The 14,841-nt window shown below is 66.8% G+C and carries 14 protein-coding genes and 1 pseudogene; 12 read left to right on the top strand and 3 right to left on the bottom strand.

What is annotated here, in order from left to right; all coding sequences use genetic code 11:
- Positions 1-16: 16 nt before the first annotated feature.
- Positions 17-1,072 (bottom strand): aromatic ring-hydroxylating dioxygenase subunit alpha, encoded by a 1,056-nt coding sequence (locus tag ACSFA2_RS07960; RefSeq protein ID WP_435454764.1) that lies wholly within the window; start codon positions 1,070-1,072, stop codon positions 17-19.
- Between the two features lie 245 nt (positions 1,073-1,317).
- Here ACSFA2_RS07960 and ggt point away from each other — a divergent pair, with 245 nt between their 5' ends.
- From ggt to ntrC, 11 genes are all read left to right on the top strand, one after another.
- Positions 1,318-3,045 carry a gamma-glutamyltransferase gene (gene ggt / locus ACSFA2_RS07965; protein ID WP_435455004.1) on the top strand — a complete coding sequence of 576 codons (1,728 nt, stop codon included), beginning with the start codon at positions 1,318-1,320 and terminating at the stop codon, positions 3,043-3,045.
- A gap of 46 nt (positions 3,046-3,091) precedes the next feature.
- Positions 3,092-3,823 (top strand): pseudouridine synthase, encoded by a 732-nt coding sequence (locus ACSFA2_RS07970; RefSeq protein ID WP_435454765.1) that lies wholly within the window; start codon positions 3,092-3,094, stop codon positions 3,821-3,823.
- Between the two features lie 102 nt (positions 3,824-3,925).
- Positions 3,926-4,918 (top strand): YncE family protein, encoded by a 993-nt coding sequence (locus tag ACSFA2_RS07975; protein WP_435454766.1) that lies wholly within the window; start codon positions 3,926-3,928, stop codon positions 4,916-4,918.
- On the top strand, positions 4,905-5,711 hold the full coding sequence (locus tag ACSFA2_RS07980; RefSeq protein WP_435454767.1) for a polysaccharide deacetylase family protein: 807 nt from the start codon (positions 4,905-4,907) through the stop codon (positions 5,709-5,711). The genes ACSFA2_RS07975 and ACSFA2_RS07980 overlap by 14 nt, the downstream gene beginning before the upstream one ends.
- 19 nt (positions 5,712-5,730) lie before the next feature.
- Positions 5,731-6,702 carry a sterol desaturase family protein gene (locus ACSFA2_RS07985; RefSeq protein ID WP_435454768.1) on the top strand — a complete coding sequence of 324 codons (972 nt, stop codon included), beginning with the start codon at positions 5,731-5,733 and terminating at the stop codon, positions 6,700-6,702.
- A gap of 58 nt (positions 6,703-6,760) precedes the next feature.
- Positions 6,761-7,603 carry an EI24 domain-containing protein gene (locus ACSFA2_RS07990; protein ID WP_435454769.1) on the top strand — a complete coding sequence of 281 codons (843 nt, stop codon included), beginning with the start codon at positions 6,761-6,763 and terminating at the stop codon, positions 7,601-7,603.
- Complete coding sequence (locus tag ACSFA2_RS07995; RefSeq protein WP_435454770.1) at positions 7,600-8,400, top strand: competence/damage-inducible protein A; 801 nt, start codon at positions 7,600-7,602, stop codon at positions 8,398-8,400. The genes ACSFA2_RS07990 and ACSFA2_RS07995 overlap by 4 nt, the downstream gene beginning before the upstream one ends.
- Positions 8,401-8,548: 148 nt before the next feature.
- On the top strand, positions 8,549-9,964 hold the full coding sequence (gene glnA / locus ACSFA2_RS08000; protein WP_435454771.1) for a type I glutamate--ammonia ligase: 1,416 nt from the start codon (positions 8,549-8,551) through the stop codon (positions 9,962-9,964).
- 140 nt (positions 9,965-10,104) lie between these two features.
- Positions 10,105-10,617 carry a hypothetical protein gene (locus ACSFA2_RS08005; protein ID WP_435454772.1) on the top strand — a complete coding sequence of 171 codons (513 nt, stop codon included), beginning with the start codon at positions 10,105-10,107 and terminating at the stop codon, positions 10,615-10,617.
- A gap of 1 nt (position 10,618) precedes the next feature.
- The gene (gene glnL / locus ACSFA2_RS08010) at positions 10,619-11,695 is read left to right on the top strand and encodes a nitrogen regulation protein NR(II) (protein WP_435454773.1); all 1,077 of its coding nucleotides are present in this window, start codon (positions 10,619-10,621) and stop codon (positions 11,693-11,695) included.
- Positions 11,696-11,717: 22 nt separating this feature from the next.
- On the top strand, positions 11,718-13,250 hold the full coding sequence (gene ntrC, locus ACSFA2_RS08015; protein ID WP_435454774.1) for a nitrogen regulation protein NR(I): 1,533 nt from the start codon (positions 11,718-11,720) through the stop codon (positions 13,248-13,250).
- A gap of 25 nt (positions 13,251-13,275) precedes the next feature.
- Here ntrC and ACSFA2_RS08020 read toward each other — a convergent pair whose 3' ends face one another.
- Both ACSFA2_RS08020 and xth read right to left on the bottom strand, forming a co-directional pair.
- Complete coding sequence (locus ACSFA2_RS08020) at positions 13,276-13,797, bottom strand: hypothetical protein (protein WP_435454775.1); 522 nt, start codon at positions 13,795-13,797, stop codon at positions 13,276-13,278.
- 16 nt (positions 13,798-13,813) lie between these two features.
- Positions 13,814-14,599 carry an exodeoxyribonuclease III gene (gene xth / locus ACSFA2_RS08025; RefSeq protein ID WP_435454776.1) on the bottom strand — a complete coding sequence of 262 codons (786 nt, stop codon included), beginning with the start codon at positions 14,597-14,599 and terminating at the stop codon, positions 13,814-13,816.
- Between the two features lie 72 nt (positions 14,600-14,671).
- On the opposite strand from xth, the pseudogene ACSFA2_RS08030 reads away from it, so the two are divergent.
- Positions 14,672-14,830 (top strand): annotated as a pseudogene (locus ACSFA2_RS08030) (zinc-dependent alcohol dehydrogenase); the annotation flags it as partial.
- Between the last annotated feature and the right edge of the window lie 11 nt (positions 14,831-14,841).

The raw sequence follows: 14,841 nt of genomic DNA on the forward strand, positions 1-14,841 counted from the left end.
TGTCGTCGCGTCGGGTTCATGCGGCCGCCGAAGCGGTGGGCGTCGTCGCCTGCTCCTGCGCGATGAGTCGCTCGATCACGCGGCGCGATTGCACGCCACCTGCATCGATGTTGAGCTTGAGCAGCGCCCGCGCGGGATGCGCCAGAAGGTTGCGCTGCTGCTGCTCCAGCATCTGCAGGTCTTCGCTGAAGATCTGGCCCTGGCCTTCGCGAATGCTCTCGGTCAGCGCCTTGTCTTCGGGCCGGAAGTTGCGCGCCATGCCCCAGAAGTACCAGATCGAGGTGTCGGTCTCCGGCGTGATGAAGTCGACGACGATGCTCGATGCCTTGTGGGCCGCGTCGGCCGAATAGCCGCCCTTGCCGGCATGCGCCACGCCGACCTCGATCAGCACATGGCTCGGCGGCGTGAAGCGGCAGATCTGCCAGCGGTCCACCGGCACGTCGTCGGCCAGGCCGTTGCCGCGCAGGGCCATGCGCCAGAACGGCGGGGCGGAAATGTTCTCCATCATGCGGCTGGTGATGACCTCGTCGCCTTCGACGCGTGTCGCGACCGGGGTCTCGTCGATCTCCTTCTGGCCGATGCTGCTCGCATGCACGTAGGTCTCGTGCGTGAGGTCCATCAGGTTGTCGACCATCAGGCGGTAGTCGCACTGGATGTGATACAGGCCGCCGCCATAGGCCCACTCGCTGCTCTCGGCCCAGGCGAGGTGAGGCAGCTTCGCGGCGTCGGCCTGCTCGGCGTCGCCGGGCCAGATCCAGACGAAGCCATAGCGCTCGATCAGCGGGAAGCTGCGGATCGGCGGGAAGCCGCGCACGCGCTGGCCGGGCATTGCCACCGTCTTGCCGTCGCAGCCCATCTCGAGCCCGTGGTAGCCGCACACCAGCTTGCCGTCGACCACGCGCCCGAGCGACAGCGGGGCGCCGCGGTGGGGGCAGAAGTCCTCCAGCGCGGCGACGCGGCCGTCCGCATCGCGGTAGAAGACGATCGATTCGTTGCAGACCTTGCGGCCCAGCGGCTTGTCGCTGACCTCTTCGCTCGTGCAGGCGACGTACCAGGCGTTCTTGGGGAACATCGTGAGGCTCCTTGTCCGGATGAAATGGATCTGACCCCAGTCGATCAGTACACTGATTGTCGAGCTTGTCGGAGTTGCCGAAATTCGGGTTTACCCGTTCTTCAGGCGCGGAGCACGTGTTCGCGTCGATGCCGACGGTAGCTGTGGCTGTACCCGGGCGTTGCATGATCGGCCGCGCAAAGGCTTGCGGGGCGGCTGAAAGCCAGTGCAGCATCGGCGTTTCACCAGGAGACAACACCATGAAGATGATTCACCGGGCCACGCGTTGGTCGGTGGCTGCCGCCGTGTTGGCGACAGCCGTATGGCCCACCGTGCACGCCGCGTCGCAGGCGCCGGTGGCGGCGCAGAACGGCATGGTTGTGAGCGCACAGCATCTCGCGACCCGGGTCGGCGTCGACGTGCTCCAGCGCGGTGGCAATGCGATCGATGCTGCCGTCGCAGTGGGCTATGCGCTGGCCGTGGTCTACCCGGCCGCGGGCAACCTTGGCGGCGGTGGCTTCATGACGGTCCAGCTGGCCGATGGCCGCAAGACCTTTCTCGACTTCCGCGAGAAGGCCCCGCTCGGCGCCACGGCGAACATGTACCTCGACAAGGACGGCAACGTCGTCAAGGGGCTGAGCACCAACGGCCATCTCGCCGTCGGCGTGCCGGGCACCGTGTCGGGCATGGAGTACGCGCGCACGAAGTACGGCACGATGCAGCGCGCGGCTCTGATCGCTCCGTCCATCGCGCTGGCCGAGAAAGGCTTCGCGCTGGAGCAGGGCGATATCGACATGTTGCTGACAGCGACCAGCGACTTCAAGAAGGACGGCGTGTCGGGCGCCATCTTCCTGAACAAGGGTGAGCCCTTCGCAGTCGGCCAGAAGCTGGTGCAGAAGGACCTGGGCAAGACGCTGCGCGCCATCAGCCAGAAAGGCACCGACGGCTTCTACAAGGGCTGGGTGGGCCAGGCGATCGTAGCGTCGAGCCAGGCGGGCAAAGGCCTCATCACCCAGGCCGACCTCGACCAGTACAACACGCGCGAGCTGGCGCCGATCGAGTGCAACTACCGGGGCTATCGGGTCGTGTCCGCACCGCCGCCGAGCTCGGGCGGCGTGATCATCTGCGAGATGCTCAACATCCTGGAGGGCTACCCGCTGAAGGACCTGGGTTTCCGCTCCGCGCAGGCGGTGCACTACCAGATTGAGGCCATGCGCCACGCCTACGTCGACCGCAACAGCTACCTGGGCGATCCGGACTTCGTGAAGAACCCGCTCGACCGCCTGCTGGACAAGGGGTATGCCGAGAAGATCCGCGGCGTGATCGACCCGGCCAGGGCCGGCGTCTCGAAGGACATCAAGCCCGGCGTCGCGCCGCACGAAGGCAGCAACACCACGCACTACTCGATCACCGACCGGTGGGGCAACGCGGTGTCCGTCACCTACACCCTGAACGACTGGTTCGGCGCCAAGGTCACGGCCGCCAAGACCGGCGTGCTGCTCAACAACGAGATGGACGATTTCACCGCGAAAATCGGCGTGCCCAATCTCTACGGCCTGGTGCAGGGCGAGGCCAACGCCATCGCTCCCGGTAAGCGGCCGCTGAGCTCGATGAGCCCGACCATCGTGAGCAAGGACGGCAAGCCGGTTTTCGTGGTCGGCACGCCCGGCGGCAGCCGGATCATCACGGCGGTGCTGCACACGATCCTGAACGTGGTCGACTACGGCATGAACGTGCAGGAAGCCGTCGATGCGCCACGCTTCCACCAGCAGTGGCTGCCCGACGTCACCAATGTCGAGACTTTCGCGATCAGCCCCGACACCCGCAAGCTGCTGACCGACATGGGCCACAACCTGGGCGTGCCCCAGCCGGCGAACCACATGGCGGCGATCATCGTCGGTGCGCCGTCGCTGGGCGGCAAGCCGGTCGGCAACAATCGCTTCTACGGCGCGAACGATCCGCGGCGCAACACCGGGCTCGCGCTCGGCTACTGAACCTACGCTTTACCGGCGGCTGCCGAGCCGGCCGCCGGACCCATCGATGCAACTCCAGGACATTCTCTACACCCAGGGCTTCGGCACGCGCCGCGTCTGCGCCGGGCTCTTGCAGCAAGGTTTCGTGACGATCGACGGGGTGGCCGTCACCGACCCCGCCGCCGACGTGGCGGTCGCCGACGGCCTGCGCTTCACCGTGCAGGGCACCGCCTGGGAATACCACGACAAGGCCTATGTGCTGCTGCACAAACCGGCCGGCACCGAGTGCTCCCAGAAGCCGTCGACCTGGCCCAGCATCTACACGCTGCTGCCGTCGCCGCTGCGCCTGCGGCCCAACAAGGGCGCGGTGCAGGGCGTGCAGGCCATCGGCCGGCTCGACCAGGACACCACCGGCCTGCTGCTGCTGACCGACGACGGCCAGTTCATCCACCGCATGGGCTCGCCCAAGCACCATGTGCCCAAGGTCTACGAGGTGACGGTCAAGCATCCGCTGGACGATGCCCAGGTGCAGAAGCTGCTGGCCGGCGTGGTGCTGGACGACGACCCGAAGCCGGTGCGCGCGGCTGCCTGCGAAGCGGTCGCGCCGCTGCACCTGCGCCTCACCCTGACCGAGGGCAAGTACCACCAGGTCAAGCGCATGGTGGCGGCGGTCGGCAACCGGGTCGAGGCGCTGCATCGGTCGCAGATCGGCTCGCTGGTGCTGCCGGCGACCATGGCGCCTGGCCAGTGGCGCTGGCTCCGTGCCGCCGAGGTCGAGGCGCTGCGCAGCGCGCGCTGACCTGTGGTTTTGCTGGCAAATTCGCCTGCCTCGCGTGCGGGCGGTCAGCCGCCGCTAAGGCTTGCACGTTATGGTTCGACCTGCTGTCCCCGGAAGCTTCCCTTGCGATTTCTTGCCACCGCCCCCGGCCGCCTCGCGGCCTTTTTCTTCGCCTGCGCCCTGCACGCGTTGCCCGCCCTGGCTGCTGAACCGCCGCCGCTCTTCGTCCTCAATTCGCTCGACGCCACCGTCAGCGTGGTCGACCCGGCCACCTGGACGGAAAAGAGCCGCATCGCGACAGGCAAGGAGCCGCACCACATCTACATGACGCCGGACGAGCGCTCGGTGATCGTGGCCAATTCCGCCGGCGATTCGCTCACCTTCCTGAACCCCCGCACGGGCGACGTGCAGCGCGTGGTCTACGGCATCATCGACCCGTACCAGCTGCAGTTCTCGCGCGACATGAAGTGGTTCGTGACCGCGGCCAACCGCCTGAACCACGTCGACATCTACCGCTGGGACGGCAAGGACCTGACGCTGGCCAAGCGCATCGCCACCGGCAAGACGCCCAGCCATCTCTGGATCGATGCGACCAGCACCGTGGCCTACGTGACCATGCAGGACAGCGACGAGCTCATTGCCATCGACCTGGCCACCCAGACCATCCGCTGGCGCACCGCCACCGGCCCCATGCCGGCCGACATCTTCGGCATCCATGGCGACCGCACCCTGCTGGTCGGGCTGACCGGCAGCGATGGCGTGCAGGTGTTCGATGTGGCGGGCCCGCAGCCCAAGGCGGTCGGCAAGATTCTCACGGGCAAGGGCGCGCATGCGTTCCGTTCCGCAGGGGATGGCCAGAGCGTGTTCGTCAGCAACCGCGTGGCCAACACGATCAGCCGCATCGACCTCAAGACGCTGCAGGTGATCGAGAGCTACCCGGTGCCGGGCGGTCCGGACTGCATGGACCTGTCGGCCGACGGCAAGACGCTCTACGTCACCTCGCGTTGGGCCAAGAAGCTCAGCGTGGTCGATCTGGCCAGCCGCAAGGTGGTGCGCCAGGTGAACGTCGGGCGCTCGCCGCATGGCGTGTGGACCCTGGACCATGCCAAGCGCTGACCGGCCGGTGCGCCGCCGCCTCGTCGCCGGGCTGCTCGCCTTCTGCGTCGCGGGCAGCGCGGTGGCGCAGGCGAGGTGCGACAAGCCCCTGTACCTGACCTTCGACACCGGCCACATGGGCGTCGCGCCGCTGATCGCCGAGGTGCTCAAGCGCCAGGACGTGCGCGTGACCTTCTTCGGCGCGGCCGAACGCACGCTGACCGACGGCGACAGCCTGGACAACCACTGGGCTTTGTGGTGGAAGGCGAGGGCGGCCGAGGGCCATGAATTCGCCTCGCACACCTACGACCATGTCTACTGGCGCGGTGACGTGAAGGGCATCGAACCCCGATTCCGTGTTCGTCCGTCGGCCGGCGGCCTGGCGGGCCGCGAGTTCACCTGGAGCGCGGCCAAGTACTGCGAGAACATCCAGCAGGCCAGCGACCGCATCGGCCACGTCACCGGCAAGAAACCGTTGCCGCTGTTTCGCGCGCCGGGTGGCAAGACCTCGCCCAAGCTGCTGGCCGCCGCCAAGGCCTGCGGCTTCGAGCACGTCGGCTGGGCGCCGGCCGGTTTCCTCGGCGACGAACTGCCCAGCGAGACCTTTCCCAACGACAAGCTGCTGCAGCAGGCCCTCGACCGGATCCAGCCGGGCGACATCCTGCTCGCGCACCTGGGCATCTGGTCGCGCAAGGACCCGTGGGCGCCCGCCGTGCTCGAGCCGCTGATCGTCGGCCTGAAGGCCAGGGGCTTCTGCTTCGAGACGCTGCGGGCGCATCCCGCCTATCGCGCCTGGATCGCGGCGCACCCCTGAGCACCGAGGCGGCGCGGCGATGGAATGGTTCACCGATCTTTTTTCGAACTGCCAGCAGTGGCTGTTCGAGGCGGCCGTGCAGCCGCTGGTCTATGGCATCGGTCTGGGCGGTTACGTCGAAGACGCCTTCGACGCCACCGGCTGGCTGCTGGTCGGGCTGATCCAGATCGCGGTGCTGCTGGCGGTGATCGGCCCGCTGCAGCGTTGGCGGCCAGCCGAACCGGTGGTCGACCGGCGCGCGATCCGCACCGACGTGCTCTACACGCTGATCCATCGGCTCGGGCTGTTCCGCCTGGGCATGTTCTTCCTGCTGCAGCCGCTGTTCGACGACGGGCTGGGCCTGTTGCGGGGCGCCGGCTGGGGCACGCTGCACCTTGACGAGCTCTGGCCGGGCGTGACCGACGTGCCCTGGGTCGCGTTCGCCATCTACCTGGTCGTGCTCGATTTCGTCGAGTACCTGATCCATCGCGGCCAGCACCGCTTCAACTGGTGGTGGGGCCTGCATTCGCTGCACCATTCGCAGCGCCAGATGACGATGTGGAGCGACAACCGCAATCACCTGCTCGACGACATCCTCCACGACACGATCATCGTCGTCGTTGCGCAGCTCATCGGCGTCGCGCCGGGGCAGTTCATCGCCATCGTAGCGTTCACGCAGCTCAGCGAAAGCCTGCAGCATGCGAACCTGCGCGCCGGCTTCGGCGCCCTCGGCGAGCGGCTGTGGGTCAGCCCGCGGTTTCATCGGGTCCACCACGCGATCGGCATCGGGCATGAGTCCGCCGGCCCGTCGACCCTGGGGGGGCACAACTTCGGCGTGCTGCTGCCGTGGTGGGACATGCTCTTTCGCACCGTGAACTTCGAGCCGCGCTACGACCCGACCGGCATCCGCGACCAGGTCGAGCCCGACGCGCAGGGCCGCGTGCGCGACTACGGGCGCGGCTTCTGGTCGCAGCAATGGCGCGGGCTGCGCCGGATGGTCGGGCGCGGCTGAGGCCTTCGGTCGTCCGCATCGCGGCGTCTTCACGGCGCGGCGTTATCCTCGGCACCCCATGCGCCTTCTTCTCGATTCCTTCTGGCGAGCCGCCGCCTACTGCATGCGCCCTCGGGTGATCGTGCTGTCGCTGGCGCCGCTGCTCGTGATCGTCGTGCTGGCGGCGGGCTTCGGCTATTTCTACTGGGCGTCGAGCGTGGCCTGGATGCGCCAGACGCTCGATGCCTGGCCGCTGCTGGCAAGCTTCTGGCGCTGGATCGGCGGCCTGTTCTCCAGCGATGTGCCGGCGCTGCTGGCGCCCCTGGTCGTGGTCTTCGCCGCGACGCCGGTGATCGTGCTGGTGTCCCTGGTCGTCGTCGCCGGGCTGATGGCGCCGGCGCTCACGCAACTCGTCGCGGAGCGGCGCTTTCCCGCGCTCGCGCAGAAGAAGGGCGCCTCGTTCGTCGGCAGTGTGCTGCGCTCGCTCGGGCTCATGCTGCTGGCGCTGGTCGCGCTCGTGGTGTCGATGCCGCTCTGGCTCATTCCTCCGCTGGTGTTGGTGCTGCCGCCGCTGATCTGGGGCTGGCTCACCTACCGGGTGATGAGCTTCGACGCACTGGCCGAACATGCCGATGCCGAGGAGCGCGCCGCCGTGCTGCGCCAGCATCGTCTGCCGCTGCTGGCCATCGGCGTGATGTGCGGTTATCTGGGTGCGGCACCGAGCATCGTCTGGGCCTCGGGCCTGCTGTTCGCGGCCGCCTTCTTCGTGCTGGTACCGCTGGCCATCTGGATCTACACGCTGGTCTTCGCCTTCTCGGCGCTCTGGTTCGCGCACTACTGCCTCGATGCGCTGGCGCAACTGCGCCTGCAGCGCGCGGAGGCGACAGCGCCCCTCGTCATTTCCCCCCCGGAGTCCCCATGACCCGTGCATTCGGCCTGATCGTCGTCGGCGACGAAATCCTGTCCGGCAAGCGCCTCGACAAGCACATGCCCAAGGTCATCGAACTGCTCGCCGCGCGCGGCCTGCAACTGGGCTGGGCCGAGTACGTCGGCGACGTCCCGACGCGCATCACGGCGGCATTGACGCGCGCCTTCGCCTCGGGCGACATCGTGTTCTCGACCGGCGGCATCGGCGCCACACCCGACGACCACACGCGGCAGTGCGCGGCGAAGGCGCTGCGGCGCGCACTGGTGCTGCATCCGGAGGCCGAAGTGCTCATCCGCGAGCGCATGCAGGACACCGCGCGCGAGCAGGGCGTGCCCTACGAGCCCGACCGCGCCGACAACGTGCACCGGTTGAACATGGGCGTGTTTCCCGAGGGCGCCGAGATCATCCGCAACCCCTACAACAAGATCCCCGGCTTCAGCGTCGACCATGTGCACTTCGTGCCGGGCTTCCCGGTGATGGCCTGGCCGATGATCGAATCGGTGCTCGACAGCCGCTATGCCGAGCTGTTCACCCAAGGGCAGTCGAGCGAGAAATCGGTGATCGTTTTCGGTGCCATGGAAGCGACCCTTACCCCGCTGATGGAGGCCATCGAGGCGACGCACGCCGGCGTCAAGGTGTTCAGCCTGCCCAGCGTGGACCACCCCGAGTACGGGCGCCATATCGAACTCGGCGTCAAGGGTGCGCCGGCCCTGCTGGACGCTGCCTATGCGCAGTTGATGGCCGGGTTGCACACCTTCAATGCGCGCCTTGGACCTGAATTGGTGCGTTAATCAGGCGTGCACCAAAATAGATTGTCCCTGCCTTTTTTTGGGGATTTGGCAGCAGGATGGGGCCCTCGGCCCCGTGCCCGCCAATGGCACAGAAACTGCATTCCCTCACCGTTGTATTTCCAACCACTCATCCAACCAGGAGAAACTGATGGCAAAGACCGTCGCCGATGTACTGAAGCTCGTCAAGGAAAACGAGGTCAAGTTCGTCGACTTTCGCTTCACCGACACCCGCGGTAAAGAACAGCACGTGACCGTGCCGGTGTCTGCTTTCGACGAAGGCAAGTTCACCGACGGTCACGCCTTCGACGGTTCTTCCATCGCCGGCTGGAAGGGCATCGAAGCCTCGGACATGCAACTCATGCCCGATCCGAACACCGCCAACATCGACCCCTTCTTCGAAGAGACGACGCTGATCCTGACCTGCGACGTGATCGACCCGGCCGACGGCAAGGCCTACGAGCGCGATCCGCGTTCGCTGGCCAAGCGCGCCGAGGCGTACATGAAGGCGTCCGGCCTGGGCGACACCGCCTACTTCGGACCGGAACCCGAATTCTTCGTGTTCGACAGCGTGCGCTGGAAGAACGACATGTCGGGCTGCTTCGTGAAGATCGATTCCGAAGAAGCCTCGTGGAACACCGACAAGGAATACGAACACGGCAACACGGGCCACCGCCCGGCCGTCAAGGGCGGCTATTTCCCGGTGCCCCCGGTCGACAGCTTCCAGGACATGCGCTCGGAAATGTGCCTGGTGCTCGAAGCCCTGGGCATTCCGGTCGAAGTGCATCACCACGAAGTGGCCAACGCCGGCCAGATGGAACTGGGCACCAAGTTCAGCACGCTGATCCAGCGCGCCGACTGGGTCCAGCTGCAGAAGTACGTGATCCACAACGTGGCCCACGCCTACGGCAAGACCGCCACCTTCATGCCCAAGCCCATCGTCGGCGACAACGGCTCCGGCATGCACGTGCACCAGTCGGTCTGGAAGGACGGCAAGAACCTGTTCGCCGGTGACGGCTACGCCGGCCTGTCGGAATTCGCGCTGCACTACATCGGCGGCATCATCAAGCACGCCCGTGCCCTGAACGCCATCACGAACCCCGGCACCAACAGCTACAAGCGCCTGGTGCCCGGCTTCGAAGCCCCGGTGAAGCTGGCCTATTCGGCCAAGAACCGCTCGGCCTCGATCCGCATCCCGTTCGTGGCGAACCCCAAGGGCCGTCGCGTCGAAGCGCGCTTCCCCGATCCGCTGATGAACCCGTACCTCGGTTTCGCCGCGCTGCTGATGGCCGGCCTCGACGGCGTCGAGAACAAGATCGATCCGGGCGAAGCCGCCACGAAGGACCTGTACCACCTCCCGCCGGAAGAAGACGCGCTGATCCCGACCGTGTGCCACAGCCTCGACCAGGCGCTGGAGCATCTGGACAAGGACCGTGCCTTCCTGACCAAGGGCGGCGTGTTCACCGATTCGTACATCGACGCGTACATCGAGCTGAAGATGCAGGAAGTCACGCGCATGCGCATGGCTGCGCACCCGGTCGAATTCGACATGTACTACTCGCTGTGATCGCAGGCCCTCGGGCCTTCGACGCATTGCTCGAAAAGGACGGCTTTGGCCGTCCTTTTTCTTTGGCCGGGAACGGCTCGCCGGAGCGTCACTCGAATTGCATGAGAATCCGCTGTCTGCGTACATCTCCTCCCAGGACCATGAAGCCTTCATCACTTGTCTTGTCGCTCATCGCCTCGTTGGCCGCGCTGCCGGCCCTTCATGCGCAGGAGCGCGTCTGGCGCTGCGGCAACGAATACACCAACAACGCGGCCGACGCGCAGAAGCGCGGCTGCAAGGTGATGGAGGGTGGCAACGTCACGGTCGTCCAGACGCCCCGCCCCGGTGGCGGGGCCGTGGGCAGCGGCACGGGCGGCAGCGCGGCGCGCGCGCCGGCGGGGAGTCCGCGGGTCGAGGGCGCCGACCAGCGCGCACGCGACGGCGAAGCCCGCTCGGTGCTTCAGTCCGAGCTTCGGAAGGCCGAAGCCCGCCAGGCCGAACTGCAGAAGGAGTACAACAACGGCGAACCGGAAAAGCAGGGCGGCGAGTCGCGCAATTACCAGAAGTACCTCGACCGCGTGAGCGAGATGAAGGCGGAAATCGCCCGCAACGAAAGCGACATCGCCGGCATCCGCCGCGAGATTGGTCGCCTGCCACCGTCAAGCACCCCCTGACATGGCCTTCGGCAAAAACACGTCTTCCCCCAAGCGCTTCCAGCCCTTCGACCTGCTTGCCACGCTCATCGCGGTGGTCAAGTCCGACGGGGCGGTGCTGTTCGCCAATGCCGCGCTCGAAGACGTGCTTGGCACCTCGCGTCGCACGCTCGAGGGCTCGCAGTTCGGCGCCTGCTTCCACGAGCCGCACGTGTTGCGCACGGCCATCGACGGCGCCCGCAGCAACGACTTCGCCACGCTGCGCTACGAGGCAATGCTCCGGCGCGTCAACCACGACCTGATGCCGGTGCAGGTGACGCTCGCGCAGAGCGACAAGGTGGGCGAACTGATCGTCGAGCTGTCACCGCTGGAGCAACAAGTGCGGCAGGACCGCGAAGAGCGCCTGCTCGACCAGGCGCAGGCCAACAAGGAACTCATCCGCAACCTGGCGCACGAGATCAAGAACCCGCTGGGCGGCATCCGCGGCGCGGCGCAACTGCTGCAGATGGAAGTCGAGTCGCGCGATCTCATCGAATACACCCAGGTCATCATCCACGAGGCCGATCGGTTGCAGACGCTGGTCGATCGCCTGCTGGCGCCGCACCGTCGCCCGCACGTGGTGGGCGACGTGAACATCCACGAGGTCTGCGAGCGGGTGCGCTCGGTCATCCTCGCGGAGTTCCCGCGCGACCTGCACATCGACCGCGACTTCGACCCGTCGATTCCGGAATTTCGGGGCGACCGCGAGCAGCTGATCCAGGCCACGCTCAACATCGCGCACAACGCCGCGCAGGCGCTGGCCGAGCGCCGCGCTGCGGGCGATGCGCGCATCACCTTCAAGACGCGCATCGCGCGTCAGGTGATCTTCAACAAGCAGTGGTATCGACTGGCACTGGAATTGCATGTCATCGACAACGGACCGGGCGTGCCCGACACCATCAAGGACCGCATCTTCTACCCGCTCGTGTCGGGCCGAGATGGCGGAACCGGCCTGGGGTTGACGCTGGCGCAAACCTTCGTACAGCAGCACCACGGCGTGATCGAGTGCGACAGCGTGCCCGGCCGGACCGATTTCAAGTTACTGATACCGCTGCCTTAGCAGCAAGGCGACAAGGAGCTGCATGAAGCCGATCTGGATAGTAGACGACGACCAATCCATCCGCTTCGTGCTGGAAAAGGCGCTGCTGCGTGAAGACCTGCCGACGCGCAGCTTCACCAACACGCGCGAAGTCCTGGCGGCGCTGGAAGTCGCTGCCGACGACGACCAGCAAGGCCCGCAGGTGCTGGTCAGCGACATCCGCATGCCCGGCGGCTCCGGCCTCGACCTGCTCGACAAGATCAAGGCCAAGCACCCCGGCCTGCCGGTCATCATCATGACCGCCTTCTCCGACCTGGACAGCGCCGTGTCGGCCTTCCAGGGCGGCGCCTTCGAATACCTGCCCAAGCCTTTCGACCTGCCACGTGCCGTTGAGCTCATCCGCCGTGCCGTCGATGAAAGCCAGCGCGAGGAAGTGGCCGAAGAACGCATGCAGGCCGCGCCCGAAATGCTCGGCCAGGCGCCGGCAATGCAGGACGTGTTCCGCGCCATCGGCCGGCTCTCGCAAAGCAATGTCACGGTGCTGATCACCGGCGAATCCGGGTCCGGCAAAGAGCTGGTCGCGCGCGCGCTGCACAAGCATTCGCCCCGCGCCAACGGCCCCTTCGTGGCGATCAACACCGCGGCGATCCCCAAGGACCTGCTGGAGAGCGAACTCTTCGGCCACGAGCGCGGCGCCTTCACCGGCGCGCAGACCATGCGTCGCGGCCGCTTCGAGCAGGCGGAAGCCGGCACGCTCTTCCTCGATGAAATCGGCGACATGCCCTTCGATCTGCAAACGCGTTTGTTGCGCGTGCTGAGCGACGGCCATTTCTACCGCGTGGGCGGCCACAACTCGGTCAAGTCGAACGTGCGCGTCATCGCCGCCACCCACCAGGACCTGGAGCAGCGCGTCAAGGTCGGCGGTTTCCGCGAGGACTTGTTCCACCGCCTCAACGTGATCCGGCTGCGCCTGCCCGCGTTGCGTGAGCGCGGCGAAGACGTGCCCGCACTCACGCGCCACTTCCTGCAGCAAAGCGCCAAGCAACTGGGCGTCGAGCCCAAGCGGATTTCCGACGCTGCGCTCACGCAGCTCGCCACCTTTTCCTTCCCGGGCAACGTCCGTCAGCTCGAGAACATCTGCCACTGGCTCACCGTGATGGCGCCGGCGCAGCTGATCGAGGCCAAGGACCTGCCGCCCGAGGTGATGGCCGTTCCGCCGCCGGGCGACGTGCCATTGGCGGTGGCGCATGCCCCGGCGGCGCTGCCGGTTGTCTCCACCGTTTCCGACATCGAATCGCCCGCCATGCCTGCGTCGGCACCCGTGGCCGCCGCGCCCGCGGCGATCGCCGAAGGCGGTGCCTCATCGGCTTGGGAAAGCGGGCTCGAGCTGGAGGCGCAGAGCCTCCTTGCGGCCGGTCGCACCGACGTGTGGGATGCGCTGTCGCGCCGCTTCGAGTCGCGCCTCATCCTCACGGCGCTGGCCAACACGCGAGGCCGTCGCATCGAGGCCGCGCAGAAGCTCGGGATCGGGCGCAACACCATCACGCGCAAGATCCAGGAACTCGGCCTGGAGTGACGGGCTCGCCGGCCCGGTCGGTCAACTACCGGCTGCGCTGGCCGAGCGTGCGCGAATCCAGCTGGAAGGTGCCGCTCTTGTCCCACAGCCAGGTGTCGACATAGGTGTGTGCACCGAGCCGTCCCGGGCTGGGCAAGGGCGATGCCTTTCGGATCAGCTCGGCGATCATTGGTGGCACCTCGGGGGCATGGCTCGGCGTGCGGCTGAAGGCCACGTTCACCACCTTGCCCGTCGCGTCGATGTCGGTTTCGACCACCACCACCGCATACACGAGCGGCGGGATCTTGCCTTTGTGGATGCGGGTCGGGTAAGCCTTGTAGATCGCGCCCGAGCCGGTCTTTCGGTAGGCCCGGACAGCTGGCGTCTGCGCGGTGATCAGCCGCACCTCGGCCACGTCGCTGCGGCCCGGCGCCTCGTCGGCCACGGTCTTCTCTTCGGATGACGAGGCCGATGCCTCGGCCGGTGCGCCGGACTTCGTCGATGTGCAGCCCGCCAGCACAGCGACCAGCGCCGAGAGCACCAGGGCGTACGTTCTTGTCGATGCCATCATGCGCGGCCTGCCGTCAGGCCGCGGTGGCCAGCTCGAGCGTGACGGGGGCGTGGTCGCTGGGCTTTTCCCATTTGCGCGGCACGCGGTCGATCGTGCACGCCACCGCGCGCGGCACCAGCGGCTCGCTCACGAGGATGTGGTCGATGCGCAGGCCGCGGTTCTTCTGGTAACCCAGCATGCGGTAGTCCCACCACGAGAAGCTCTTCTCGGGCTGGTCGAACAGGCGGAAGGCATCGGTCAGGCCCAGGCCCAGCAGCGCCTTGAAGTGCTCTCGCTCTTCGGTCGTGTGGTGGATGGTTTCGCGCAGGCCGTCGGGGTCGAAGCTGTCACGGTCTTCAGGGGCGACGTTGAAGTCGCCGAGCAGCACCAGGTTCGGGTGTGCCGCCTTCTCGGCGCGCAGCCAGTCGCGCAGGGCGTCGAGCCAGCGCATCTTATAGGCGAACTTGTCGCTGCCGGGTGCCTGCCCATTGACGAAGTAGCCGTTGACGATGCGCAGCGGGCCATTCGCAGTGTCGACGGTGGCGCTGATGACGCGCGAATGCTCGTCGCTGAAGCCGCCGATGTTCTTCGCCACGTCGCGCATCGGCGCGAGGCTCAGGATCGCCACGCCGTTGTAGGTCTTCTGGCCGAACACCGCGGCTTCATAGCCGGCCGACTTCAGCACGTCGAGCGGAAACTTGTCGTCGCTCATCTTCAGTTCCTGAAGACACAGGATGTCGACCGGGTTGGCGATCAGCCAGTCGAGCACATGCTGCAGACGGGCAGTGAGCGAGTTGACGTTCCAGGTGGTGATTTTCATGAGCAATGTGACTTGTTGTTTCAAGGAGCCCGGCCCCTCCCAGTGGCTGACGAGGCCTCCACGTCGACATCGACGATGCGAAGCGACGGCCTGCAGCCGGGCGATTTTCCATTGTCGAGCTTCGACACCGTGCTGAACGGCATTGCCGTGCGCTGCTCGATCGTCGGGACGCGGCTCGACCTGCAGAAATCGCTGGATTTCCCAGCCAGCGGCAAGATGTGTGCGCCCGTGATGTCTTGACA

Source organism: Variovorax cryoconiti (genome assembly GCF_051216395.1).
Classification (GTDB): Bacteria; Pseudomonadota; Gammaproteobacteria; order Burkholderiales; family Burkholderiaceae_C; genus Variovorax.